General features: G+C 51.1%; 25 protein-coding genes. 4 read left to right on the top strand and 21 right to left on the bottom strand.

Annotated elements, in window-relative coordinates:
• Positions 1-106 precede the first annotated feature (106 nt).
• The 3 genes from DNH61_RS15515 to DNH61_RS15525 all read left to right on the top strand — a co-directional run bounded on the left by DNH61_RS15515 (position 107) and on the right by DNH61_RS15525 (position 2,840).
• On the top strand, positions 107-1,168 hold the full coding sequence (locus tag DNH61_RS15515) for a CobW family GTP-binding protein (RefSeq protein ID WP_181438730.1): 1,062 nt from the start codon (positions 107-109) through the stop codon (positions 1,166-1,168).
• 118 nt (positions 1,169-1,286) lie between these two features.
• Complete coding sequence (locus DNH61_RS15520) at positions 1,287-2,297, top strand: CobW family GTP-binding protein (protein WP_111147593.1); 1,011 nt, start codon at positions 1,287-1,289, stop codon at positions 2,295-2,297.
• Between the two features lie 21 nt (positions 2,298-2,318).
• Entirely contained in the window at positions 2,319-2,840 is a 522-nt protein-coding gene (locus tag DNH61_RS15525; protein ID WP_111147594.1) for a MogA/MoaB family molybdenum cofactor biosynthesis protein, read from the top strand.
• 52 nt (positions 2,841-2,892) lie between these two features.
• Here the strand turns inward: DNH61_RS15525 and DNH61_RS15530 are convergent, their stop codons facing one another.
• The 14 genes from DNH61_RS15530 to coxB all read right to left on the bottom strand — a co-directional run bounded on the left by DNH61_RS15530 (position 2,893) and on the right by coxB (position 16,722).
• Positions 2,893-3,330 carry a DoxX family protein gene (locus DNH61_RS15530; protein ID WP_111147595.1) on the bottom strand — a complete coding sequence of 146 codons (438 nt, stop codon included), beginning with the start codon at positions 3,328-3,330 and terminating at the stop codon, positions 2,893-2,895.
• Between the two features lie 138 nt (positions 3,331-3,468).
• Positions 3,469-4,548 carry an acyltransferase family protein gene (locus tag DNH61_RS15535; protein WP_111147596.1) on the bottom strand — a complete coding sequence of 360 codons (1,080 nt, stop codon included), beginning with the start codon at positions 4,546-4,548 and terminating at the stop codon, positions 3,469-3,471.
• A 485-nt stretch (positions 4,549-5,033) separates the two neighbouring features.
• Positions 5,034-6,020 (bottom strand): copper resistance D family protein, encoded by a 987-nt coding sequence (locus tag DNH61_RS15545; protein ID WP_181438731.1) that lies wholly within the window; start codon positions 6,018-6,020, stop codon positions 5,034-5,036.
• 119 nt (positions 6,021-6,139) lie between these two features.
• The gene (locus tag DNH61_RS15550; RefSeq protein ID WP_181438732.1) at positions 6,140-6,778 is read right to left on the bottom strand and encodes a copper resistance CopC family protein; all 639 of its coding nucleotides are present in this window, start codon (positions 6,776-6,778) and stop codon (positions 6,140-6,142) included.
• A gap of 398 nt (positions 6,779-7,176) precedes the next feature.
• On the bottom strand, positions 7,177-8,478 hold the full coding sequence (locus tag DNH61_RS15560) for an ABC transporter permease (RefSeq protein WP_425452257.1): 1,302 nt from the start codon (positions 8,476-8,478) through the stop codon (positions 7,177-7,179).
• Complete coding sequence (locus tag DNH61_RS15565) at positions 8,462-9,364, bottom strand: ABC transporter ATP-binding protein (RefSeq protein WP_111147601.1); 903 nt, start codon at positions 9,362-9,364, stop codon at positions 8,462-8,464. The genes DNH61_RS15560 and DNH61_RS15565 overlap by 17 nt, the downstream gene beginning before the upstream one ends.
• A gap of 13 nt (positions 9,365-9,377) precedes the next feature.
• A complete protein-coding gene (locus tag DNH61_RS15570) occupies positions 9,378-10,301 on the bottom strand; it encodes an ABC transporter ATP-binding protein (protein ID WP_111147602.1) in 924 nt (307 codons plus the stop codon).
• Positions 10,302-10,349: 48 nt separating this feature from the next.
• Positions 10,350-10,766, bottom strand: coding sequence for a GntR family transcriptional regulator (locus DNH61_RS15575; protein ID WP_111147603.1), 417 nt, complete (start codon positions 10,764-10,766; stop codon positions 10,350-10,352).
• Between the two features lie 13 nt (positions 10,767-10,779).
• The gene (locus DNH61_RS15580; RefSeq protein WP_111147604.1) at positions 10,780-11,505 is read right to left on the bottom strand and encodes a hypothetical protein; all 726 of its coding nucleotides are present in this window, start codon (positions 11,503-11,505) and stop codon (positions 10,780-10,782) included.
• 301 nt (positions 11,506-11,806) lie between these two features.
• The gene (ctaG, locus tag DNH61_RS15585; protein WP_111147605.1) at positions 11,807-12,715 is read right to left on the bottom strand and encodes a cytochrome c oxidase assembly factor CtaG; all 909 of its coding nucleotides are present in this window, start codon (positions 12,713-12,715) and stop codon (positions 11,807-11,809) included.
• Between the two features lie 86 nt (positions 12,716-12,801).
• Entirely contained in the window at positions 12,802-13,119 is a 318-nt protein-coding gene (locus DNH61_RS15590) for a cytochrome C oxidase subunit IV family protein (RefSeq protein ID WP_111147606.1), read from the bottom strand.
• Positions 13,120-13,123: 4 nt separating this feature from the next.
• A complete protein-coding gene (locus DNH61_RS15595; RefSeq protein ID WP_111147607.1) occupies positions 13,124-13,741 on the bottom strand; it encodes a cytochrome (ubi)quinol oxidase subunit III in 618 nt (205 codons plus the stop codon).
• Complete coding sequence (gene ctaD / locus DNH61_RS15600) at positions 13,738-15,549, bottom strand: cytochrome c oxidase subunit I (RefSeq protein ID WP_111147630.1); 1,812 nt, start codon at positions 15,547-15,549, stop codon at positions 13,738-13,740. Before ctaD ends, DNH61_RS15595 begins: the two co-directional genes overlap by 4 nt.
• A 69-nt stretch (positions 15,550-15,618) precedes the next feature.
• Complete coding sequence (gene coxB / locus DNH61_RS15605; protein ID WP_111147608.1) at positions 15,619-16,722, bottom strand: cytochrome c oxidase subunit II; 1,104 nt, start codon at positions 16,720-16,722, stop codon at positions 15,619-15,621.
• Between the two features lie 432 nt (positions 16,723-17,154).
• Between coxB and DNH61_RS15610 the strand changes: the two genes are divergently transcribed.
• The gene (locus tag DNH61_RS15610) at positions 17,155-17,886 is read left to right on the top strand and encodes a YhcN/YlaJ family sporulation lipoprotein (RefSeq protein WP_111147609.1); all 732 of its coding nucleotides are present in this window, start codon (positions 17,155-17,157) and stop codon (positions 17,884-17,886) included.
• Between the two features lie 126 nt (positions 17,887-18,012).
• Here DNH61_RS15610 and DNH61_RS15615 read toward each other — a convergent pair whose 3' ends face one another.
• The 7 genes from DNH61_RS15615 to DNH61_RS15650 all read right to left on the bottom strand — a co-directional run bounded on the left by DNH61_RS15615 (position 18,013) and on the right by DNH61_RS15650 (position 24,054).
• On the bottom strand, positions 18,013-18,198 hold the full coding sequence (locus DNH61_RS15615) for a hypothetical protein (protein ID WP_111147610.1): 186 nt from the start codon (positions 18,196-18,198) through the stop codon (positions 18,013-18,015).
• 221 nt (positions 18,199-18,419) lie between these two features.
• A complete protein-coding gene (locus tag DNH61_RS15620) occupies positions 18,420-18,635 on the bottom strand; it encodes a hypothetical protein (protein WP_111147611.1) in 216 nt (71 codons plus the stop codon).
• 558 nt (positions 18,636-19,193) lie between these two features.
• Positions 19,194-19,829, bottom strand: coding sequence for a type 4a pilus biogenesis protein PilO (gene pilO / locus DNH61_RS15625; RefSeq protein WP_111147612.1), 636 nt, complete (start codon positions 19,827-19,829; stop codon positions 19,194-19,196).
• Complete coding sequence (pilM, locus tag DNH61_RS15630; protein WP_181438733.1) at positions 19,829-21,340, bottom strand: pilus assembly protein PilM; 1,512 nt, start codon at positions 21,338-21,340, stop codon at positions 19,829-19,831. The genes pilO and pilM overlap by 1 nt, the downstream gene beginning before the upstream one ends.
• Positions 21,341-21,355: 15 nt before the next feature.
• Complete coding sequence (locus DNH61_RS15635; protein WP_342771448.1) at positions 21,356-22,117, bottom strand: prepilin peptidase; 762 nt, start codon at positions 22,115-22,117, stop codon at positions 21,356-21,358.
• A 684-nt stretch (positions 22,118-22,801) separates the two neighbouring features.
• On the bottom strand, positions 22,802-23,710 hold the full coding sequence (locus tag DNH61_RS15645) for an IS3 family transposase (protein WP_281272414.1): 909 nt from the start codon (positions 23,708-23,710) through the stop codon (positions 22,802-22,804).
• A gap of 23 nt (positions 23,711-23,733) precedes the next feature.
• Positions 23,734-24,054 carry a transposase gene (locus tag DNH61_RS15650; protein ID WP_111147616.1) on the bottom strand — a complete coding sequence of 107 codons (321 nt, stop codon included), beginning with the start codon at positions 24,052-24,054 and terminating at the stop codon, positions 23,734-23,736.
• Between the last annotated feature and the right edge of the window lie 73 nt (positions 24,055-24,127).

Raw genomic sequence — 24,127 nt, forward strand, 5'->3', positions numbered from 1 at the left:
TAAACGTAATATTTACTATTATAATGACAACTACCTGCATATACAAGAAGCAGGGATGTTTTTTTCTCTACTGCTAATCCACACAACCATTTTGGAGGTGCCCGACATGAGAAGAGTTCCTGTCATCATACTAAGCGGATTTCTGGGAAGCGGCAAAACGACATTACTGCTGAGGCTGCTCAAACAGGCAAATGACCGAAGACTTAAGACAGCCGTATTAATGAACGAGCTGGGACAATCTGATGTGGACAGCGGACTGATCCATGCTGACTGGCCCGGAGCCTCGCTCGAAAATTTGCTGGACGGATGCATGTGCTGCAGCAAGAAGTCTGAGGTGGCCGGCTGTATCAGACGACTAATCGAACAGCAGCCTGATGTCATCTTCATCGAGCTAACCGGCGTAGCCAATCCGGAAGAAGTCGTTGAGGTACTTACAGACCCTTCCCTGCTGAACCGTGTAGAGCTCAGGCATATCATTACCGTCCTCGACTCGGAATGGGTGCTGGAGTACGACAGCCTGTTTAATACCGACCTGGCACTAAAGCACACGCTGCGCCGCCAGATGGAGGTGGCAGATACAATTCTTATAAACAAGACCGACCTGGCTTCGTCCTCCCAGCTGGCCAAGATCACCAAATCCATAGCAAGACAAAATGATAAGGCAGCTGTTCACTACACCCGGCACAGCGACATGGATTTGAATCCTGTATTCTCCTCCCTGCAGCCCGCCGCCAACAGCCTCCCTGCGGTAAGCAGAGGACTGAAAGTATCTGTTTCCGTTCGCAAACGGCCGGAATCTTCCGCACATACACACGAGCACTCACCTGGACCCGGAAAGGAACAGGAGCATACAGCTGCTGCCGGGACAGGATCGTTTACACGGGTCAAAACCGTCACTCTCGCTGTGCCTGAGCATACTCTCATTACCGTCAAACAGGCAGATCAATTTATACAGAAGTGGCGGGACGGTCTGCTGAGGGCGAAAGGCTACATCGCGGGTTCTGAAAGGAAAGAGCCATGCAAGCTTGTCCAATTTGCCGGTAAACGAATCTACTGGAGTGATACGGATTACCACGGGCCATCCTATCTGGTATTCATAGGCATCGATTTGGACCGTCAGCAGATCGAACAGGATTGGAACCGTCTGTTGAACGTAATAACGGCATGACCTAATACGATCACGGGCAGGATGCCTTCCTAATTTGACAGAGACGGAAATGATCCTTATACTGCTTATTAGTAATATTTACGCATAAACTTTTATTCTTATTTAGGGAGTGTTAACAATGTCCAATGTTGGGTCAACTACTGAGCGTGTTCCCGTCTCCGTTCTAACCGGCTTTCTTGGCGCGGGGAAAACCACCCTGCTCAACCACATTCTCACTGCCGATCATGGTCAGAAGATTGCTGTCATCGTCAATGAGTTTGGCGAAGTAGGCATCGATAATCAGCTTGTTGTGGGAGCTGACGAAGAGATTTTCGAGATGAATAATGGCTGCATTTGCTGCACCGTGCGCGGTGATCTCATCCGCATCCTCGGAGAATTGATGGATGCCAAACGAGGAATCAGTGACCGGAAGGCAGACTTTGACCGCGTTGTTATTGAAACCACCGGCCTTGCCGATCCCGCTCCGGTAGCCCAGACCTTCTTCGTCGATGAAGAGATGGCAGAGTTCTATAAGCTGGATGCCATCATTACAATGGTTGATGCCAAGCATGCTCCGCAACATCTGGATGAAGGTCATGAAGCGCAGGAGCAGGTGGCCTTCGCGGATGTGCTGCTGCTCAACAAGACCGATCTGGTCGAGGAAGAGGAGCTGCTTAAGCTGGAGCAAAGGCTGCGAGCCATGAACCCGTACTCCAAAATTTACAGAACCCGCAAGTCCAGCATCGACATTGACCGTATCCTGGGCATTGACGCCTTTGACCTCAACAAGAAGCTGGAGCTAGACCCCGGCTTTCTCGAGGAAGAAGATCACGACCATGATGACGATGTCGTATCCTTCGTGATGAGCGATGAACGCCCCCTCGACTTGAACAAGCTGGAGGCTTTCATAAACAGGTGGCTGATGGATCATGGCCCCGATACGTTCCGCTATAAGGGAATTCTGAATATTAGGGGCCTTAAGCAGCGGGTTGTTTTCCAGGGGATACATATGCTGTTTGACTCGTCGCCAGATCGGGATTGGAGAGAAGATGAGGTCAGGAAGAGCGAGATCGTTATTATCGGCAGAAACCTCGACCAAGCCTGGTTCCAGGAGCAGTTCTCCAAGTGTATTGTAGAACCGGCATCATAGGCTGAAGAAGGAGCCGCAGCCATGTCTTCAGTCAAGGAACACCGGAACCAGGCGCCCGCCATTGTACGCTGTATGATCATTACCGTGTCCGACACGAGAACACCCGATACCGATATAAGCGGGAGCACCATGAAAGAACTGCTGCATGCAGCAGGAGGATTTGAAATTATCGGCTACCAGATTGTGAAGGACGAATATGCTTCCATTCAAGCGCTCATACGAGAAGCTGCCGACAGAGATGGCGTGGAAGCCATATTAATTAATGGCGGAACTGGTATCGCCAAACGCGATACAACATATGAAGCCGTTCGTGACGTGCTGGATAAGGAAATGCCCGGTTTTGGTGAAATATTCCGCTATCTCAGCTATGTTGAAGATATAGGTTCCGCTGCAATCCTTAGCCGGGCTGTAGCTGGCGTGTACAACGATACTGCTGTCTTCTCGATGCCGGGATCATCAGGAGCCGTCAAGCTGGCAATGGGGAAGATTGTCATCCCGGAGTTAAAACACGTTATGCGGGAGATTTATAAAGACCTCATCTGACAGGGGAGATCATTGAGCTGGTGTTCTTCGCCAGCCCAATTGTCTCCCGTTCTTAATAGATTGCGAGCAGGATGGCCGCGATGAACACGACCTGAAGGATGCTGCGGATGAGCAGATTCGGCACCGGGCGGCCTCCCAGCGTTAAGCCCTTCTTGGCGGCGTAGACATTGGCCGGGAACATGGCGACCAGCAGGATGATTAAGCAGATGCCCGCCGTACTAGAAACACCTGGGATCAAGATGCCGATCGCTCCGGCGATTTCCAGACACCCTGTTGCCGTCACGATCCAGCCCGGCTTCGGAAAGCCCGGAGGAACCATGCGGATTAAGTCCGGCCGTCTCTTGCCCCAATGGGCAGAAGCGGCAAGCAGCAGCATGACAGCCACGGCTCCCTGAAGCGAAGTCTGCCAGCTGTCGAAGAACGACAAGCCGAGATAACCAGTTAGACGAAACAACAGGAAGGAGGCCACAAGAGCCAGGAATGGCACCACGTTCATCATCTCCTTAGCAGGAAAATAAGATCACCCGGTGGTCAACTTCAGCTAACATTGCAGACGTCTTCATGCTAGGTAGGGATATTTTATTCCCAAGGGAAACCGTTATGACTTAACAGATACAACCGCCACGTTCTAACCCGCGATTCCCCGCTTGTCCGCTGTCCTCTCCAGCCCCTTCGGCTGATACACCTTACCGACAAACAGGTACCCGTAACGCAGCTTGTTGAGCGCCCATGACATGAGGACCGGTCCAATAACGCTTGCAGCAAACACCACCAGGACTGCGAGCAGAGCCGGAACAGCGGGCATACTGGACAGCACTACATACCCGATACTCATGAAGTAGAAGTGCAGCAGATAGATGGAAAAGGAATAGTTGCTTACCGTCATAATGAGCTTAGGGACCTGCCGCACTTTGGAGAAGACGTGAAAGAAAAGACAGATCATACACGTGGAATACAGCAAAATATCAGGGCGCTTCGAGCTGATCATACCGATATTCCCGTAATAGGACACGGCTACGACCAGAGCAGCCAGGATTACGGCAGAGCTGTACAGCACACGCCGGTAACGGTCCAGTATCGCCAGGAAGGTCTCGTATTCTTTGCCGCAGTAATAAGCCATACAGAAGTAGAACAGCCAGCCGGGGAACGGAACCCAGAAGAAGGGGAACACGGCATCAGCTTCCGGCGTTACCACCCATGTAAAATAACTTAAATAAGCCTCCGTTACCAGGAAGGACACGGTCAGAACCCATTTGGGCGAGGCTTGTCGCAAGAAGGAATGCAAGAACTTATGCAGGATGTAGAATTGGAAGATGACCAGAATGAAATAACCGATGAAATTCCCCAGCAGCACATTCTGCGCCAGCTTCTCTAGGTAAGCGCTGACCGTGAGGCCCGTTTCCGCTGCGCTCGCCATCATCAGCGCGTCCAGTGCCGCGATAAACAGGAACGGAATGAAGATCACTTGTCCGCGTCTCGCCAAGAACCCCTTCGGCACCCCGCCCGGGTAGGAACGAGCCAGCAGGAACTCGGAAATGAAGATGAACGCTGGCGTGCTGAACATCAGCAGTGTGCGGAATGAATCAATCGTATGCGAGATGCCCGCCAGCTGTTCGGCATGCAGCATCAGGACCAAGGAGAGAACATGGAGCAGAACAACACTCAGACAGGAAATGCAGCGGATTACGAAAATCTCTTTAATCGGCATGAAGACGCTCCTCTTCTCATTCGGTGTAACCGGGGGAATAGGGGACGATGAGAGAGTCACTCGCCCCTCCTTAATAGTAACGCTAGTTCCTCCGAATTTCCAATACCATCCATATAAGGGCAAAACAAAAAGCGATTGCCCCTTCATCAGGGGACAACCGCTATTCGCCGCCCTCTCGGTGGCAAGGATACATTTCTACGTTTTTACATCAATGAAATAAACGATACCCACATAAAAGGCCGCAAAAAATAAAATGAAAAGATATCGTCTCACTTTCACTGCTGTCATTATACCCGTAACAAGACATATGAAGAGGAGCACCTTGCTGAATAAATAATAATAGATGAGCTCCGCGAACATATAATCATCATGACTGCTTTTATATAGATAGAGCGAGAAGATGATAGCACCAATAACAAGATTAAGAATTAGAAAAGGCCACCAAGGCCGCCAAGCATTTTTGTTTACCATTGAGTCAGGCTCCTTCATATAATCGCAGTCATGACAGCCAGATATCCCATAAGGATACTTACGATAAAGGCGGCAAAAGCTTTGCCAACCGCTTTCCGTTTCCCGGCAAGCCATACACCAAGCAGTAGACTCAAACACGCCACAGTGGACAGCACTATGCTGGTGAGGTTTACCGCAAGCTGAACCTGCATGTCAGGGAAGACCTCTCCCGGATAGAACCAGGTAAACAACGCCGAAGGTCCAACATGCACTTCACTTTCCGTCAGCGTTTCTGCCAGATCATCTGGGGGTTCCTGCTGCCCCATATAGGCTGTTGTAACAAAAATCAGCAGCGCGAGCATCGATTCCAGCTTGAGAATGGGAAGCGGATTGTAATCCGGCATGCGTCTGAGTTTTCTGCGTAGATAGACACTATTCACTCCAGCTACCGTAAGCAGCGGCACTATCATGATGTGTTTAAGCAATAGGGCCTGCCCATAATCCAGCACCCATGCATTCCGGTAATTCGGAGCCAGATCGAACATCATCATGAAACCCGCAATCAGTGTTACGGAGAGGCATAGGAGCGACAATGGAGTCATCCAGCCTAGCCACTGCCGCCAGTTCTGCGAACGCAGGGTAAACCAGCCAATGACAAGCACAATTCCAATCCATACTGTGACCGCCAGCAGATGAAAGGTATGCGACCAGAATCCGGGCATTCCTGAAACAGTTTTGGAATGACTCGCCCACCCTTGCGCACCAACAATCAGGACAAGAATAGCCAGTTTGATATAAGGAACTTGCTGCGCATACTCGGGCTCGATCTTCATCAACAGCAAGGCATACAGCAGAATTCCAAGGACTAGCGTCCACAGCCATCCATGCCCGATATCATAATCTCTAAGAACCCGGAATACTACGAAGTCAAGATCATAACCTAATTCGACCATAAAGAATATGATTAGCTTTACTACCTGCGCGCCTGAACCTACTACAATCCCGATAATGGAAGCAGTCATGTATATCCTGGGAACAACAACGACAGGTTTGCGGTTATCAGGTATTGCTTCGAGAATAAACGCACCGAAGAGAACGGACAAGCAAAGATACATTAGAGATTCCAGAACAACGTACACCTTTAACCCTTGCCCCTTCCTCTAATCCAAAGAATGACGCCCAAACCTGCTATGCATACAGCGGCCAAAACCACAATCAGCGTAGGATTGAGAAAATCGCGGTTCTCGTCAGGCTGACCCTGTGCATTAGCCTGCTCCTCACCCAGCTCGTTCGAAGAATCCTCTGCTTGATCGGCAGTTTCAGTTCCATCTTCTGGACTTGGTGCCTGTTCATCTGTCCCGTCAGCAGAACTTGGTGTCTGTTCACCGCTTGAATCTGCCGGAGATTCAGGATTCTCTGGATTTTCAGGATTCTCAGCTTCAGTCAGCTGAACGCTAAATGGGATTTCACCCTTAATGGGGTGCCCATCCTCTCCAACAATTTTCCACTCGATCTTATAGCTGCCAGACGGCAGCGCCTCACTAAGTGTACCCGACATAACGGTCCCTTCAACGCTGACTTCCTGGAGCGGAATCTTCTCGTTGTGTTCACCCAGCAGATCGAATGAGCTTAAATCTTCTATCTTGGTATTGAAGACCATCTCGATTGTTGAAAGCTCGGTCTGCACCGTCTCCCCGCTCGCGGGTACGGATGACTTTATCCCAGTATGAGCATCTGCTGTTACTGGCAGGATGATACAGGCCAAGAACAACAGCAGCATTGAATTCAGAAACCTCTTCACATCAACCAACCCTTTCTTAATCATACACATACATACACATACATACACATACATACAGATTAACATATTTCGTGTGCTAATCCCTCTGCGTATAGTGACCCACATACTGGAAGCTAGCTTCTCGGTGCCCATAACATGATGGACACGCCGATTATACATATAGATGCTCCTATCAGGTCATGACAAATAACAATAATGCGATTAACACGCTCCCCCTACCTCCCTAACAAGATCTCATCATTTAATGGTTGACCCGTCTCAGGCGGCATAGAAAAACCCCTCCCGGCTAGGCAGTGTCCGTAACCTTCATCATAACATGAGGTTCATTTACACTGTATACCGTGAGGGGATGACATGTTTCGTATTCTTGAACTATATTACAGCTTATAAGCCTTCATCGCCTTACGCAGCTCCTTGAAGCTTGGGCGCTTGCCGTACATCAGGACGCCGGTACGGTAGATGCGTGCCGACAGCCAGCCGAACAGGAAGATCGAACCGAACAGAATGCCGATCGACAGCAGCACTTCCCACAGCGCAGGATCGGATAGGCCGATCCGCAGAAACATGATGAATGGCGAGAAGAACGGGATGAACGATGAAACTTCAATGAACGTTGCATTCGGTGTCGTCATACCGAAGATTGCAATGTAGAAGCCGGCCAGTGAGAGGAACGTAATCGGCATAACCGCCTGACCCAGGTCCTCTGTACGGCTGACGATCGAGCCTACTGCCGCGAACAGTGTGGCATACAGGAAGTAACCCGCGAAGTAGAAGATTACCGCATAGACTAGAAGCATGGGATCAATAGCTGACAGGTCAATATTCATCTCGCTGAGCATTTCGCTGTTATGCGGCAGGCCCAGGTTGATCAGGAAGACGACAACGTAGACGCCAATCTGGATCAGACCTACAAGCAGCATGCCGATGATTTTACCGAACATCTGAGTCAGCGGCGACACGCTGGTTACCAGCACTTCCATAACACGCGAGCTCTTCTCGGCTGTAATTTCACTGGCAATGAGCTGACCGGAAATCATGACGCCCATGAACAGAACAATGATCAGGGCATAGACCAGACCCATCGCAAGGCCGCGCTCTTCTGGTGTCTTGCCGTCTCCGACTGACCCGGCTCCTCCCGTTGCCGAGATCTGTACGGTGCTCACATCAACCGGTGCAAACAGCATCTCACGCTGGGCATCGGTCAGCTTAGCATCCTGCAGGACCATCTCCATCTTGATCTGGTTCAGACCTGCGGACACAGCGCCCGACATCGAATCAAGCAGCTCCTCCGACTTGATGACTACACTAGGGAATGCGGAACCTTCCGGCTGTACGAAGTCCAGATAGCCTTCGATTTCACCTGCTTCCATTGCATCCTTCAGCGCCTTCTCGTTGGCTTCCGCTGAACCGGCATCCGGGTAGCTGACAAGCTTGATGTCACTGTTCTCCTGCGTGTCAAAATAGTCCTTCAATTCTGCGCTTACCTGCGGAACATTGGATTCAATAAACCCCAGCTTGTCGACCTCATCCGAAGAAAATTGCGAAATGATATACGGAAGATTCACAACGATACTTAGAATAATAGCAATAACGAGCGTCGTAATAACGAACGATTTGGCACGGACCTTATTGCCCAGTGTGAAAGCTACGACATTCTTGAAATTACTCAATCTTCTCACCCACCGATCGGATAAATATTTCATTCAGCGTTGGTTCCTTTACTTCAAAGCGGGTAACCTCGCCCTGCGACATCGCATGGGCCAAAATCCCTTGTGCGGCGCCGGCATTGTCGATCTTCACTTCGAAGCCGTTCTCGTGCTGGATGACCTGCTTTACACCCGGAAGCTTATCCAGTCCTGTCAGTGTTCCGTCGATGCCAACCATGACGCGCTCCTTCGGGAACTGCTTCTTGATTTCCTTGATATTGCCCTGCAAAACAGGATTGGAACGGTGCAAAATCGTAATATTGCGGCACAGCTCCTCGACATGCTCCATGCGGTGCGTGGAGAACAGGATCGTTTTCCCCGCATCCCTCAGCTCCTTGACCGTCGTCTTGAGCAGCTCCACATTAACCGGATCAAGTCCGCTGAACGCTTCGTCGAGAATCAGGATTTGCGGTTCATGTATGACAGCGGCGATGAATTGGATTTTCTGCTGGTTGCCCTTCGATAGCTCCTCGACCTTCTTGTCGTAGTACTCCGGCACATTGAACTTCTCCAGCCATACCTTCAGGTTGCGGTCAGCCGTCTTGCGGTCAACGCCTCTCAGCTGCGCCAGGTAGATAATCTGATCCTTGATCTTGACCTTCGGGTACAGGCCGCGCTCTTCCGGCAGATAGCCCATGTTGCGGAGCTGGTCCTTGCTGTATGGCTTGCCGTTATAGCGAATGCTTCCCCCATCCGGATAAATAAGTCCGAGTACCATCCGCATCGTTGTCGTCTTGCCTGCGCCGTTGGCGCCGAGCAGCCCGTAAATCTCGCCTTGCCCTACCTCCAGGCTGATGCCATTAACGGCTGTGTGTTCCCCGTACTGCTTCACTACCTTGTCAACTACTAGAGGATTCATGTTCGTTCTCCTTTCATGAGTGCCGCGTCAGCAGCCTTTGTCGATCTACCAGTAATTCGAGTATGTCATCCAGCTCCAGCGCCTGCTTGCCCGCCGCTGTTATGCCATGCTGTCTAAGCCATTCCTCTGCTTCCACGGCCTTGTCCGTGGTGATCTTCACCATACCCGTCATTCGCTCCAGGCTCTGCTTGCCGGGCATAGCCTCAATCCGAATGTCCGCTCTTGCTGCCAGCTCCTGCTCGGAGAAGAAGTAGCCGAGCCAGCTGCTTAACAGCTCATCCTTCTCATATACGCCGAGCACACGCCCTTGAACAAGAAATACGATATAATCCGCGAGACGTTTCACTTCTTCAATAATGTGCGTGGACAGCAGAATAGTGCGATCTCCGTCATCCATGTAACGGTGAAGCAGCTCGATCATCTGCTTCCAGGCCAGCGGGTCGAGACCGGAGGATGGCTCATCCAGGATAAGCAGCTCAGGATTATGCGCCAGCACAACCGCAAGATCGAATTTGCGCCGCATCCCCTTCGACATCTTGCCAAGCTTCATAGAAGGATCAATCTCGAATATTCGCAGCAGCTCCTGGTACCGGTTCACATCCCACCCGCTGTACCACTGGCTGACGAAACCCGCCTTCTCCGAAGCCCGGAAGCCCCGTTCATGGGATAGTGATTCTTCCTGCAGATACCCGATCCGCTGGCGGAGCGCCGTATCGCTGCTGCTGCCGGGCTCAACACGCTCGCCGAGCAGCTCAATCTCTCCCTCATCCGGCTTCGTCACATCCAAGATCATGCGAAATGTCGTGCTTTTCCCCGATCCGTTCGGTCCAACAATGGCCGTTACACAGCCGCGCGGTACTTCAAGATCAATCGGTCCCAGCTGAAAATGCGGCCGCTTCAGCTTCACACCGCTCAGCCTTACAGCTGTATCTGTCACTTATGCTCCCCTCCTTAGTGTCGCCAGGTTCCAGGTTAACGCTAATACTTATTCTGGCGGACTATGACTCTTCTGTTCAGCCGAGAACCGCTCCTTAACCACCTGCTCGAACAGCCTGCGCAGTTCTTCCTCGTCGCATTGAACCCGCCTGCCAGCATCAACTGCTTCCTCCAGCGCCTTCACCACACTATCCAGCCGGTGGCGGTCTCTCTCCTGCTCTCCGACCTTGGCCACGAAGGTGCCTGTACCCTGACGCGTACGGAGCAGACCTTCGTTCTCCAGATCCTGATACACTCTGCGGATTGTGATGACGCTGCATTTTACCTGCTGGGAAAACTCTCGTATGGAAGGAAGCAGTGTGCCTTCGGCCAGCTGTCCGCTAACAATCAATGCCCGCAGCTGTACTTTGATCTGATGGTATAGCGGTTCTGCACTCTGCTCATTGATCTGGACCGGAATCCACACGGCTTCACCTTCTTCACTCTATGAAATTTCGGCGATGCAGCCGCCGCTTCAGTATCCAGTATCCTGTGACTAATGCTGTAAAAGCGATGCCTGCTGCGATTAAAGCCGGCGTCCATTTGCCTGCAGCCGCCCATTCGAAGGTTTGACGCAGGAAGCTGAATTCCATCCACCACAGGAGCAATACGCTGACTACGTACAGCAGGATGAAGAGGAAACCGGACAGCGTGTACTTTTTCCCCGAGGTTCCATATTCGAGCAGCATGTATCCCGTTCCGATCAGCAAGCTGTAGCTGAACCAGAGTAGACAGTAACTCAAGTAACCATCTATTGGCAGCTCAGCTCTTGATTCACCAAACAGCCAGAACTGCATTCCGAAGAAGAATACCGCTACCGGAGCGGCCGTCAGCACCATCTGCAGGATTCTGCCAAGCGCAATCTGGTCCATCGAGATTGGCATCGTCCGCCACATCGCCAGCTTCCTGCTGGAGTGATCCTCCCGCCAGTAACGGACGAAGGAAACATTCATGACAAATCCCAGGTTCGGCAGTACCGTTAAGTAGAGAAAATCAAACATCAGCCATTTCGTATAGCTCGTTTCGTTCAGAATGCCATCGTGTCCCAAAGCCGGACCGGCTATGACGACTATGTAAGTGAAGAATAGGATGGTGAATAATACGCCTATCAAGGAATTTTTTAGTTCAAATTGAGCAATCCTCCACCCGCCGGCCCATACGTTCATATCCGTCCTCCTTAATGCTGATGTCATCTAGCAGTCGCTGTGTGAGTGGTTTGCTGGTACTGTGCATATCAGTCATCATACTGTGTATATCTTTATACACACTATAATCACAATCACAGTAAATGTCAATCTAGTTTTCTGCATTTTATTGTAAAGAAATCTTAAAGACTGCTGCCGCCCCATTACCACACCAGCCAACTCCTTTCTCCGCGCACAAAAAGAAGGCCAAACCCCGCAAGGAGTTCAGCCTTCTTCTCTTCAATTCTGTATAGTCATCGACCTGCCCAGCATTCTACCGATTTCAGGCATTGCCGCCTGCATGCTCGGTCTGAGGCGGCATATCATCCTCACTGGAGTGCTCTCTGCGGAACCAGCTGTAGAAGACATAGGCCAGAATAGCACCGTACATCACTTCCTGCACGAGCTTCATGATGATGCCGCCCGCCTGCTGGTCCTCCAGCGCATTCGTCATGGTGAAATGATCCGGACCGCTAATCTGCTGCAGCAGCAGCGCCGGGTCTCCTGTAACACAGTACCCCATTGCCGTGACCCACACGGCCGGGTCATTGTAAATCGCATACAGCGGCTCACCAGAGAAAATAATGAGCGCACACGCTGGCGTCAGCAGGACGCCATTCGCGAAGATATAGCCCATCTTCTTCACATCGCTGATCCGGCTCCACTCTGGAACCGGGCACACGATCTGCCACCACATCATGAACGAGGTAACAAGCAGAACCATATAGTAGATGCGATGAACGGTAAAATGGGTCATAACGAAGTCATGGACGACCGGCACATGATACAGCGAGAACAGCATGTTGAACAGAAGCAGAGTAAGCAGCGGATGCATGAGCCAGCTCAGACGCTTCCAGAAATCCGCGGAAAATGCCTTGCGCCACAGGAAACCCGGAACCCCAAGCAGCACAAGCGGCGGTACGATCAGATACGACAGTGACATGTTCACCATATGGAAGGTGAAATTCAAGTGCCCCAGAAGCTCTAATGGCCCGCCCTGAGCCAGGTAGTATAGTATAGCTGCCACTACAAAATAGCAGCGCTGCGTAATGGTCGCCTTCGGTTCATCCGGGACGTGCTTTTCCCGCCAGGGGCCGACCATGTAGAAGTAGAGTATAACCAGCCCAGCCATGAAGAAGAAGAAGAACGGGCTCCACAATTCTTCAAAGCTGAAGTACTGCAGGTCCAGCATTTGGGATCCCCCCTGCTATAAATTCCGAAAGGGAGGCGGTCTCAAGTGCGACGCGCCTCCCCATCAATCGATAACTACTATCTAGTTTACCACCAAACCCAGTACAATGCCATTATGACCATGGTGAAAACGACGAATACGCCGCTTATAATACCAATGATCGAGTACATATGACCACGGTCCTTCATGTGCATCCAGAATGCCATCTGGATGAACACCTGGCCAACCGCCATCGCGATCAGCATGATGTAAATGAACATCGTGTTCATCTCGCCGGACATAACAAGCGCGAATGCGATCGCAGTCAGTACGATTGAGAAAATGAACGAGATAATATGCTTCTTCGGGCCTTCGACCCGGTGACGTCTCTTCGGCTCAGAAGCAGTCGCATGATTGTCTGCCATAGGTTTAGCCCACCTTTCCCATCAGGTAAACGACGGAGAAGATAAATACCCACACCACGTCTACAAAGTGCCAGTACAGACCGGCAACATATACCTTAGGGGCCGTTACTACCGTCAGCCCTTTCTTGAACAGCTGAGCGATCAGAAGAGAAATCCAGAGTACACCGAAGGCTACGTGAGCGCCGTGGAAGCCGACCAGCGTATAGAACGATGTACTGAAGGCACTTGTACTGAACTCGTGACCCATATGTGCATAATGCATGAACTCGTAAATTTCCAGGCCCAGAAATCCGAAGCCGAGAATAACGGTAACAATCAGCCAGTTAATCAGGGCGGTCCGGTTGTTGCGGTGCATCGCTTGAATCGCGAACACACTCGTCAGGGACGAAGTGAGCAGGATAAGCGTCGCAATTGCAACCAGCGGAAGCGAGAACAGCTCCTGCGGTGTCGGTCCATCGAGTATCTGATCCCGGAGGGCCAGGTACACGGAGAACAAGGTACCGAACAGGACGACTTCACCGCCGAGGAAGAGCCAGAAGCCGAGCACTTTGTTACGTCCTTCGAGGGTCGCCTTCTCCGGCTCATGCGGCAGTTGACCATCTACATGTGATAACTCGCTCACGCTTTAACCCCCTTGTCTTTAAGTTCGTCCGGGTCGATATGGAAGCCATGATCGTCATATACGGAGCGCAGGAACATACAACCAAATGTCAGTGCTGCTCCGATGCCAGTGAAAATCCATTGGTGATACATCAGACCGAAGCCCATAATGAACAATCCGAGTGACATGAAGAACGGAAGAATCGAAGGTGACGGCATATGAATCGGACCAAGCGGTTCCGCAGGCGTCATGCCTTTGTTGCCGTCCATCTTTTCCTTCCACAATGCATCATATCCGCGAACCAGCGGAGTTTGGGCAAAGTTATACTCCGGCGCCGGTGAAGGAATGGACCATTCCAGCGTACGTCCATCCACCCAAGGATCGGCAGGAGCGTTCTTCGGCTTTGCAGCCGTAACCGCAACATTGATCAGGAATACGATTGTACCGATACCCATCAGGATGGCACCTACCGTACTCACCAGGTTCATGCCGTTGAAGCCTTGACCGTCCAGGTACGTGTATACCCGGCGAGGCATACCGATCAGACCCAGGAAATGCTGTACGAAGAACGTCAGATGGAAGCCGATATAGAAGGTCCAGAAGGTCAGCTTCGCAAGTCCTTCATTCAGCATCCGGCCGAACATCTTCGGCCACCAGTAGTGAAGACCCGCGAACAGGCCGAGCACAAGACCGCCTACGATAACATAATGGAAATGCGCGACGACAAAGTACGAATCATGGTACTGGAAGTCTGCAGGCGCAGCCGCCAGCATGACACCCGTAACGCCACCCATAACGAACGTCGGTATGAACCCGATCGCGAACAGGTTAGCTGATGTGAACGTAATCGAGCCGCCCCACAGGGTGAACAGCCAGTTAAAGATCTTGATGCCTGTCGGAACCGCGATCAGCATCGTGGCAATGGAGAAGAGCGAGTTCGCTACAGGTCCGAGACCGGTTGTAAACATATGATGCGCCCAGACCATGAAGCCCAGGAAGCCGATCAGCACGGTCGCAAATACCATTGAGCTGTAACCGAACAGCCGCTTGCGCGAGAACGTACTGACAATTTCGGAGATAATACCGAATGCCGGCAGGATCAGAATGTATACCTCAGGGTGACCGAAGATCCAGAAGATATGCTCCCAGAGTACAACGTTACCGCCTGAGCTTGGATCGAAGAAGTTGCCGTCGAACAAACGATCGAACATCAGCGCTACCAAACCGACAGTCAGTGCCGGGAAGGCGAACAGGATCAGCGCGGATGTGATGAACGCTGTCCAGGTAAACATCGGCATCCGCATGAAGCTCATGCCTGGTGCACGCATGTTGATAATCGTTACCAGGAAGTTGATACCGCCAACAAGTGTGCCTAGACCTGATATCTGAAGACCGATAACGTAGAAGTCCACGCCCTGGCCTTCACTGTACATCGGACTTGCCAGTGGTACATAGGATGTCCAGCCGGCTGCCGGCGCACCCGTTGAAGTGAACCAGCTGATATTGAGAAGCACGCCGCCGAAGAAGAACGTCCAGAACCCGAGCGAGTTCAGGAACGGGAACGCGACATCGCGCGCCCCGATCTGCAGCGGCACTATGGCATTCATCAAGGCAAATATGATCGGCATGGCCGCAAGGAAGATCATTGTTGTACCATGCATGGTGAGCAATTCGTTGTACGTATCCGGACTTACAAAATCGTTCATCGGTTTCCATAGCTGAATCCTGATCAATATCGCTTCCAGACCTCCGATGAGGAAGAAGAAGCCGCCGGAGATCAGGTACAGGATCCCGATTTTCTTATGGTCCACGGTCGTCAGCCAATCCATCAGGCCGCTATACCGTTTCACCGCATGAGCGTGAGCCAAGTGTGGTACCCCCTTTTATCTCCGTTAAAATTATTGCTGCTTTTCCTGATCATCGTTAGTCACACTGTTGCCTTCAAGTTCTGCCGGGTTAAAGCCTTCCAGCTTCAGCTCCGCAAGATAGCGGGAAATGCCTTCAAGCTCCTCCTCAGTCAGATCAACTTTTGGCATTGCATTGCCTGGTTTGATCGCTTGTGGATCCTGAATCCATCTGTACAGGTTTTCATACGTGCTGCCTTCATTCTCGTACTTGGGCTCTTCCGTATTCAGGAGAATACCTGCTACAGACTCGCGGCTGCCCATACCTGTTAAGTTCGGGAAGGCCGGTCCGCCAAGCTCACCAACAGCATGGCAGCTCAGACATTTGTTTTCGAATACTTCTGCGATCGCAGGATCAGAAGGCAATTGGGCAGGCGCTTTCATCGCATTCACCCAATTTTCGAAGGAAGCGGGTTCAACTGCTTTCACTTTAAAATCCATCAGAGCATGGGAAGGTCCGCACAGCTCCGCACATTTACCATAATAGATACCCGGCTTCGGGGCTTCGAAGAACATCCGGTTTACGTTGCCGCCCGGGTTCGTATCGATCTTGCCTGCAAGCGCTGGAATCCAGAAGGAGTGAAGAACGTCGGCCGTCTTGGCTTCAATAGCAATCTTCGCATTAGTCGGTATAACAAGCTCTTGTGCCGTAACGACTCCGTGCTGTGGATATTCAAATTCCCACCAGTACAAGTGTGCAGTTACCTTGACGACAACAGCATTCTCGTCGCGGCTGTAATCCTCTGCAAGAGCGAAGACGGTCTGAATCGTCGGAATACCGAGGATAACCAGAAGAATTAATGGGATAACCGTCCAAATAATTTCAAGCTTGTGGTTGCCTTCCACCTGTACGGGAATCTTGTCATTCCCCGGACGGCGGCGGAATCGGATCAGCACATAAAAGGCGATCGCGAACACGACAACGACCACCAGGATCATGATCGAAATCGACAATTTCATCAGGTCATATTGACTTTGTGCCACCGGTCCCTGTGGATTCAGAGCGGATAAATCTGCTCGTCCACATGCCGAGAGGAGCAATGCGACCCCTGCCAGCAATGGCAGAAGGCGTTTCAGAACGTGCCACCGTTTCATCATTAATCAACCCCGCTTTTTACGATTTCACAGTTGCCAATACGTGGCGTGGCAGGCGGCAAACTGCGTGGAACACGTGAAAATTCTGTGATATTACGCACATCTCGATCACTTTATTAAATATAAAGTTGAAGCCCATTTTTGTCAATGTTCCGCAGAGAGTTCACAAATTGTTCTCAAAGACGTCAAATTCGGCATTATTAAAGGGTTTTTAGGGGCTTGACCTCCACAATTTCAATCCAATTTGTGTCCTGTTTACGTCCTAAACTCCCTTGGTTTCCCAATCCTTCGTCCCGTCCATATCCACAATTTCTCATGGTATCATTATGCACCAAAGTTATGGTTAATTATGTATACATTTCAAACGCATATTTCCGCTTCCCCGGCAGAAGCTAACTTCCATAATGCCCGACTATGCAGGGAGGTAGGCTGATTATGAACCGCCTGATACAATTCACCACAATCTTCATGTGCATCATGCTCATTCTAACAGGCTGCAACTACAGGCGTGTCGTACAGGACAGTGACTACGATTACGGCTCACGCCAAAAGGGCGATCCCAAGATGCTGGGAGCCCGTATGTACGGATCAACCACAGGTAACCCCAAGCAGCATGACAATGCTTTCGTCGAGTACAGCAGTCTGCTTACGAGGGAAGTCACGAAGCTGAACGGCGTACGATCGGCCCTCGTTATGCTGACGGACAAGAATGCCTACGTTGCTGTTACGGTCGACTATACGGCTGCTGGAACACTGAATGAAGGCGGAAGCTTGAAACAGTGGGACCAGAGCAATGGCGGAACGATTGAAGGGGTTTACGACTTTGATACAGGGAGCCCTTACTGGGATAACAGTCATCAGGTTACCCCTTACAACTCCTACTTCACAACGACGGATCACCATACCTTATCCGATGAAATGAAGCAGACAATCGCAGCGCGGGTCCGCGGCCTCAGTCCTCGCGTCGATGAGGTCCATATATCAGCCAACATGGACTTCGTGAACGAAATCACGGAATACGCGAAGGAAGCCTGGGCCGGTCGCTCCATCGATCCCTGGCTGAATCAGTTCAACGTTCTGGTCAAGCATCAATTCGCCGGCGGCAAAATCATGCCTGTCCCGCTCCGGGACCTGAAGCAGCAGGCGGCAGGCACAACCGGCCCGTGACGAGCTCAGATAAAATCGCTTCTATTTATATATAGCTGCTGACGGACCATTCGAAACAGATCAATGAATAAATAAAAAAAGGGGACGCCTGCGCGTTCCCTTCAACAATTTAAGTTATAAGTTTGTTTAGCTTACTGAATTCAGTTTACCAAGCTCATGCTCGACCAGCACCGTCAGCTCATCTTCATAACCGCCTGTAATCCGGTACTTCCGGATGTAGTCGCGGACAAATTTGCGCGGATCTTTCGGTTGGAAAATTCTCGTGAGTTCTCTCAGACTTTCTTTGACTTCATTATGGCCCCGTTTCGCCATGAAATCCCCTCCCACAATGTTGGATGGTCGTCCTAAAACAATTTACGAGAATGTTGGCGGCAATATGTCAGCTGCAATTAAGACGATTATCTCCGTCTGCACCTGTCGCCTGACGCCGGATGTTCCACAGGATCGTTCATGGCCGAACCGTATGGTTCGAAACCTATTCAGTTGTGCCTCCATTATAGCAATTAACCTATGGTATGAAAAGGGATGAATCCCTACCCTGTGGCACTGTCCTTGTCACGTTTCTCCCTGGCTGGCAGGGAAGGCACAGGCGATTCCATTCGCTTGGCAGCAGCTGGCATGCCTTCAATGTCATTCGGTCGTTGGGTTAATCTTGATGACTTCGTCACTCGCAAATAGGCCACCACACCCCAGACGGCGATAAGGATGCCGAACAAGACTGCAGCATACGTCATCAACGATTCAAGCATTGGCATGTCCCCCCCCTGACCGAATAGACTGACCAACAGCAAGTCTTGTCATCCGAATGGTATATACTAAATTTTACAATTATAGAGTATTATATCCATCCATGTTCCGACATTCAATCCTACAATAATCCTGATTCCGGTCAAATGGGTGAAGACAAGGGCCTTAAACCAACTCATCGGCCGTCAGTGAACCAAGGTGATTCCGTTGAACAGGCTTCATTCTTGCGGCAACCTGGCGGTTGTTTATGTATGTGCGCCTTTCAATAGTCACTCATGTTCATGGCCTGGATGAGCTGCCCGGGACTCCGTTTGTCTGGTTAGCTTCTGGATTTGGCCGGCTGTATCCACCTCCCGACAGTCGAGATCAGGCAAAGATTAAACATTACCATTATATACGTATACCCACTTAGCCCGATCACTACACGTGAATAATGTCACATTAGGATTTTTTAAGCCTTAGGCACCAGATAAGCACACACAAATAAGCGCATGTCATCCTGATAGTAGTACTATCGGTTAACATACGCTCTATGTTTAGCTGGTTTATATTAGCAATAGTCAGGAACCAAACGGCCATAGCACCTCATCCACAAGTTCCCAGTAAGAAGAATCGTAATAGGCGGTCAAGGCAGCATTAACCGTCAATGGCTTCCAGGAGACCTCGTCTGCCGGCGGCTTGCTGATAGCAAACGAATCAATCGTTATCAGCCGCGGCAGCGACTGCACGCCGTCCATCCAGTTCAGCAGATCCAGGTAAGTGCCGCTGACCACTAGAGACAGCTGAACTCTTCCGGTTGAGGAAAAGTCAGACGTCCCGCTGCCGGTTTCCGCTGCTTGGCTAGATATCTCAGTGTCCGAGGCCGCCGGGGTTATGGTAAAAGAGCTGCTCATCAGCTCAACCCCGGTGTCATTCTCCAGCTGCTGCAGGTCCAGCAGAAGCTGTTCCGAGTTATCCCATAACGGCATAGCAGCTTGAATCGCCGCGGTATCGATGTCCCCTGCGGCCATCTCCCTCTCTGCCAACTTGTTCTCGAGCAGCTGGAGCTGGGAAGATAATGCTGCGATCTCCGCCTCCTGCTCACTAACTGACTCGGAAGCGGGGAGAATCAGATAGACAACGCCCGCAAGCAGAACCAAGAGCAAGGCTGCAGCGGCAAGCGTCAGCGCCTGCCGGTTGTTTTGGAGCCGTTCCATCACTCATCCGCCCCCTCTGTTACCTTTTTCATTACGATTGTGTAAACAGCCGAATAAGCAGTCCGTCCCGCGTTCTGCTCTTCTTCAGGACTCCCAAGTGTCATTTCCTTGGTAACCGTGTCCAGATGAGCAGCCTTTATCTCGGGCAGCTTGCGTATGCTGTCCAGGTATTTTGCCGACGCCGTCAAATTGGAGAACGTACCAGCTACGGTCAGGTTCCCTTCTGCCGAATAGGTGATCGACTGCATTATGCCGCCTTTGGGCAGAGCATTTTCAAGTAGACGGACAACACCTGGAGCATCCCGGCGGGCTACTCTCAACTGTTCGATCACAGCTTCCGGATTCGCCTGGCCTTGTTGACCTCCCGAACTGAACCTCTCTTCTACCAATGCCCGCTCGCCTTCCAGTCGGGCAATCTCTTGCTCATTGTCATCCTTCTGGTTCTGGTAATCAACCGCCATGTATCCAATTACGCCTGCAGCAGCCAGCCACAGCACCAGGCCGCTGTAGACCAATACCGGAAACAGCTTGGCATCCGCCGCTTTACGGGGAAGCAGGCTTACGCTCTTATTTGAGCCCTGCATCACCAGACCGGCGGCTATGCCGTTCAGTCCGCTGTTAGAATTTTTATGCGCGCCCTCCCGGTACTGAACCGCATAATCTGCTTCCAAGACGGACATCTCCGGCTGAGAAGAACGGACTGCTTCAACCAGACTGCTGCGGCTCGCCGAAGCTCCCGTAACTATTATGGAAGCAATCCTGGATTCACCCTGCTGGATGCCAAATTGATAGAAGTTCAGCATGCGCGCGATTTCGGCCGTCAATTCAGCTGTTTGTGACTCGCTTATGAGACCCTCTTGGTCACGGAAGCTCTGGTTCTCGTAGAGATTAATACTGCGCATAAAGACCGGGTGACCCGCATGGAACATATAAATCTCCATACTGGCGCTGTCCAGGTGAATAAGCATCGTTTCGTTCAGCGTCTCCTCCGGATTCCGCCGGATCGCCTGAATCAGCGCAAAGGAAGCAATCTGCGCATCCCTGACCTTCAGACCTGCCTCCTCCAGGAGCAAGACAGCCGTATCCACCCACTTGCGGGGAGCAGCAAACACGAGAACCTGAGTGCCGTCCTCATCCTTTTCCATCTCTACATAATCATATACAGGGTCCTCGAAGGGCAGATGCAGCGTCGTCTCCACCTCAAGCTCTACCAGGGAACGGAGCTCCTTGGCATTACGCGAAGGAAGATGCATCTTGCGCACGATTAGCTGCGAGGTGGGAACCGCAATGACTGCCGCTTCACCAGTCAGCTTCTCCTTCTGAACCCAATCCTTCAGAACGGGCGATATGGCAGCTGTATCCGAGAATTGATCTTCCGTTATCGCGCCCTCCGGAAGCATCAGAGAGCCGCTGGCCTCCGCTTCCCAACCCTTGCTCTTCGCCAGCTTCACATACCGGATACCGGACTGGTCAATTGTTATCCCGACCCGCGCTCTGCCTATTCCCATCATGACCATCACATCCCGCTATATGAATAATGTAATATACCAATCTACGATCGCTGCTCCATACCCGTAGGCCGCAAGTGCGCCTACTGCCAAAAAAGGCCCAAACGGCACAGGCTGCTTACGCTGAATGTGTCCTGTCAGCAGCAAAGTTCCGCCGATCACCGTCCCTGCCAGACAAGCCATGATAAGGGCAAGCAATACAAGAGGCAGGCCAAGCACCCAGCCAAGCAGGGCAAAGAGCTTCACATCCCCCATACCCATTCCGCCCTTGGATACAATAACGATCAGCAGCAGAACCGCTCCTCCTGTGAGGGCGCCCAGCGCATGATTCCACAGCGGAAGCTCTGAGGTAAACGATACGGCTGCAACCAGCGGTACGAGGAATAGAAGCAGCAGCTTGTTGGGGATCAGCATGTACTTAAGATCTGCAATTGTAACCATGACGGAGAGACTGACAAGCAGCAGGCCGGTCCACAAGCCTTCCGATACGCCGTGAAGACTGTAAACCCAGACGAACAGCAAACCTGTCGCCAGTTCTCCGGCCGGATACAGCAGGGAAATCTTCGCCCTGCACCCGCCACATCGGCCTCTTGAAGCTATATAACTGAATACCGGAACCAGATGGCGTGCTCGCAGCCTCATTCCGCAGCTTCCGCAGCTGGACGGCGGATATATTACCGATTCCCCGCGCGGCAGCCGAAGCCCAACTACATTATAGAAGGAACCCAGCACCAGCCCGAGTACGAATAAGTAGGCACCAACGGCAGCATCCATCGTCATTCCAGTCATCTCTTTCCTGAGTTAAAATGAAACGGCAGGAACAGGGTGTTCCTGCCTGTGGGTTTTGCAGCGTTGCTAGTAATCAGCATGACAGATGCAATGACGCTAATAGCGCGGGTATTAGAGAGCGACTACTGCTGAATTCAAGCGGTGTACCTGCATTAGGACCGGCCTGTATGCTGAAACCTGCAATCTGGTCTCGTAATCCTGCAGTCTGGAACCCGGAACTTGCAACCTCAAACCTGGGTCCAGCCTGTAGCCGGTAACTGGTAACCTGCAACCTGTAGCCGGTAACCAGGGACCTGGAACCTGAGTCCTGTAGCCTGTAGCCGGTAGCCTGGAACCTGCAAACTGGAACGTAGAACCTAAACCCTGTCTGTTACTTAGCACATATGCATCGCTAACCCGCTCGGTTCTGCGCACATTCCTGAAAATTCCTGCTAAAGTACATCCTTTTTCTAGCGCACTAACTCGGCTCGATAAATTCCTGCAAAAATGCAGGAATTTATCGCTCATAGCCGTCATACCCCGCCACCAACCCAGAATACCTGCACATTTGCAGGCTTTCGGGCCAGACAGCCGTTAGAGGGTTGGAAAACCTGCATTTTCGGCTAGGCCCCCTAAAACCGGAGTCCTGCCCACCAAAAATAATGCAGGCATAGAATTACTCGTTTTTTCGGGGGATTACATCGCTTTATGAAAAGCTGAAGAATCCTCCAGTGTCTGAACCCAAGCTGAAAACACGGCAGGAGGTTTTCGTTTTAAGCTGCCATGCATTCTACGGTTATTGTAGAAGTCCATGTATCCGTCTAGCTCTTCATATGCATCTTTAAAGGTTCTGAAGTCTCTCTTGCTGAATAGATCGCGTTCCAACAGGCTATGAAAGGATTCGATATAGGCATTCATATTAGGTGTTCTTGGAGGTATACGCTCGTGGATCACGCCGAGACTCTCACACATATCTCCAAACAGCTTGCTCACGAATTGAGGGCCGTTATCGGTACGAATAGTAGGCATCTCATCACCAGGGCGTAGACGGCTTTGTAGCGCATAACAAAGTGTCTGAACGGCATGCTTAGCCTCACAAGATGTTCCCCTGTACTGCTGAACAACGACGCGGTCAAACACATCAATGATGCTGAGCACATAGAAGAATCGCTCGAGCCCACGGACGTAGCCATACTTAATATCCATTTGCCACAACTGGTTGGAGCCTGTAACGACACGGTTTTTCGGCAGCCTGCGCGGATGCGCCTGAACTCGCTGACGTGGTTTTTGAAGAATGCCCAACTCGTTACATAACCGGTATGCTTTCTTTTTGTCTAGCCTCACGTTGTACTTGTCACGTATGCATTGCGCAAGGAGTTTATACCCGTAAACATGCTCTTCGCCTTCGATGAGCTCAAGCAACCAGTCATTGATCTGGCTGTCCACTACGCGTTCGCCATCAAACGTATGAGAGTATCCAGGCACAGGGCGACCACGCCGGTTTTCTGCAGGGCGCTCAGGCGGGCAAGACATCTCTCTTTTCTTTCGATCATAATAGGTGGATTCAGCGATACCTAGAATGCGCAGAACCAATGCTGCTGGCACTCCCCGCTTAATAAATGGTTCTGCTACTTCAAGTTTTTCAGATAAGCGGGGTCTTTCTTTTTTAGCAACTCTCTGAGAATCTCAATTTCGAGTTCCTTCTCACCGAGTACTTTAACGGCTTTTTCATACCGCTGCTCAACCTCCTGCAGCCGCTGCATTTCCTGCACATGTTCGTCAGTAAGCGGAATCTCTTCTGCTGGAATCGTGTCACGGTAATCTCTTATCCACGTACGAATGGTTTCAGGGTGTATGTCATACATGCGGGCAAGAGCCCCCACCTTTATCCCAGCCAGTGCTTCTTTAACTATTTTAAGTTGCGTGTCTTTGCTCAGCCTTTTCCCCATACCGGATCACTCCCTTATCCTAAGTTTAAATTATTGGATGGGAGGACTCCAGTTTAATTAGGGGGCCTAGGAG

It is taken from the genome of Paenibacillus sambharensis (assembly GCF_003233845.1).
GTDB lineage: Bacteria > Bacillota > Bacilli > Paenibacillales > Paenibacillaceae > Paenibacillus_I > Paenibacillus_I sambharensis.

Excerpts from the sequence above, each read along its gene's own strand:
- DNH61_RS15515 (WP_181438730.1), top strand. The coding sequence starts at position 107 with ATGAGAAGAGTTCCTGTCATCATACTAAGCGGATTTCTGGGAAGCGGC.
- DNH61_RS15615 (WP_111147610.1), bottom strand. The coding sequence starts at position 18,198 with ATGGCGAAACGGGGCCATAATGAAGTCAAAGAAAGTCTGAGAGAACTC.
- ctaG (WP_111147605.1), bottom strand. The coding sequence starts at position 12,715 with ATGCTGGACCTGCAGTACTTCAGCTTTGAAGAATTGTGGAGCCCGTTC.
- DNH61_RS15650 (WP_111147616.1), bottom strand. The coding sequence starts at position 24,054 with ATGGGGAAAAGGCTGAGCAAAGACACGCAACTTAAAATAGTTAAAGAA.
- DNH61_RS15620 (WP_111147611.1), bottom strand. The coding sequence starts at position 18,635 with ATGCTTGAATCGTTGATGACGTATGCTGCAGTCTTGTTCGGCATCCTT.
- ctaD (WP_111147630.1), bottom strand. The coding sequence starts at position 15,549 with ATGGATTGGCTGACGACCGTGGACCATAAGAAAATCGGGATCCTGTAC.
- DNH61_RS15520 (WP_111147593.1), top strand. The coding sequence starts at position 1,287 with ATGTCCAATGTTGGGTCAACTACTGAGCGTGTTCCCGTCTCCGTTCTA.
- pilO (WP_111147612.1), bottom strand. The coding sequence starts at position 19,829 with ATGGAACGGCTCCAAAACAACCGGCAGGCGCTGACGCTTGCCGCTGCA.
- DNH61_RS15580 (WP_111147604.1), bottom strand. The coding sequence starts at position 11,505 with ATGAACGTATGGGCCGGCGGGTGGAGGATTGCTCAATTTGAACTAAAA.
- DNH61_RS15535 (WP_111147596.1), bottom strand. The coding sequence starts at position 4,548 with ATGCCGATTAAAGAGATTTTCGTAATCCGCTGCATTTCCTGTCTGAGT.
- pilM (WP_181438733.1), bottom strand. The coding sequence starts at position 21,340 with ATGATGGGAATAGGCAGAGCGCGGGTCGGGATAACAATTGACCAGTCC.
- DNH61_RS15545 (WP_181438731.1), bottom strand. The coding sequence starts at position 6,020 with ATGACTGCTTCCATTATCGGGATTGTAGTAGGTTCAGGCGCGCAGGTA.
- DNH61_RS15610 (WP_111147609.1), top strand. The coding sequence starts at position 17,155 with ATGAACCGCCTGATACAATTCACCACAATCTTCATGTGCATCATGCTC.
- DNH61_RS15550 (WP_181438732.1), bottom strand. The coding sequence starts at position 6,778 with ATGCTGCTGTTGTTCTTGGCCTGTATCATCCTGCCAGTAACAGCAGAT.
- DNH61_RS15635 (WP_342771448.1), bottom strand. The coding sequence starts at position 22,117 with ATGACGATGGATGCTGCCGTTGGTGCCTACTTATTCGTACTCGGGCTG.
- DNH61_RS15565 (WP_111147601.1), bottom strand. The coding sequence starts at position 9,364 with ATGAATCCTCTAGTAGTTGACAAGGTAGTGAAGCAGTACGGGGAACAC.
- DNH61_RS15590 (WP_111147606.1), bottom strand. The coding sequence starts at position 13,119 with ATGGCAGACAATCATGCGACTGCTTCTGAGCCGAAGAGACGTCACCGG.
- coxB (WP_111147608.1), bottom strand. The coding sequence starts at position 16,722 with ATGATGAAACGGTGGCACGTTCTGAAACGCCTTCTGCCATTGCTGGCA.
- DNH61_RS15525 (WP_111147594.1), top strand. The coding sequence starts at position 2,319 with ATGTCTTCAGTCAAGGAACACCGGAACCAGGCGCCCGCCATTGTACGC.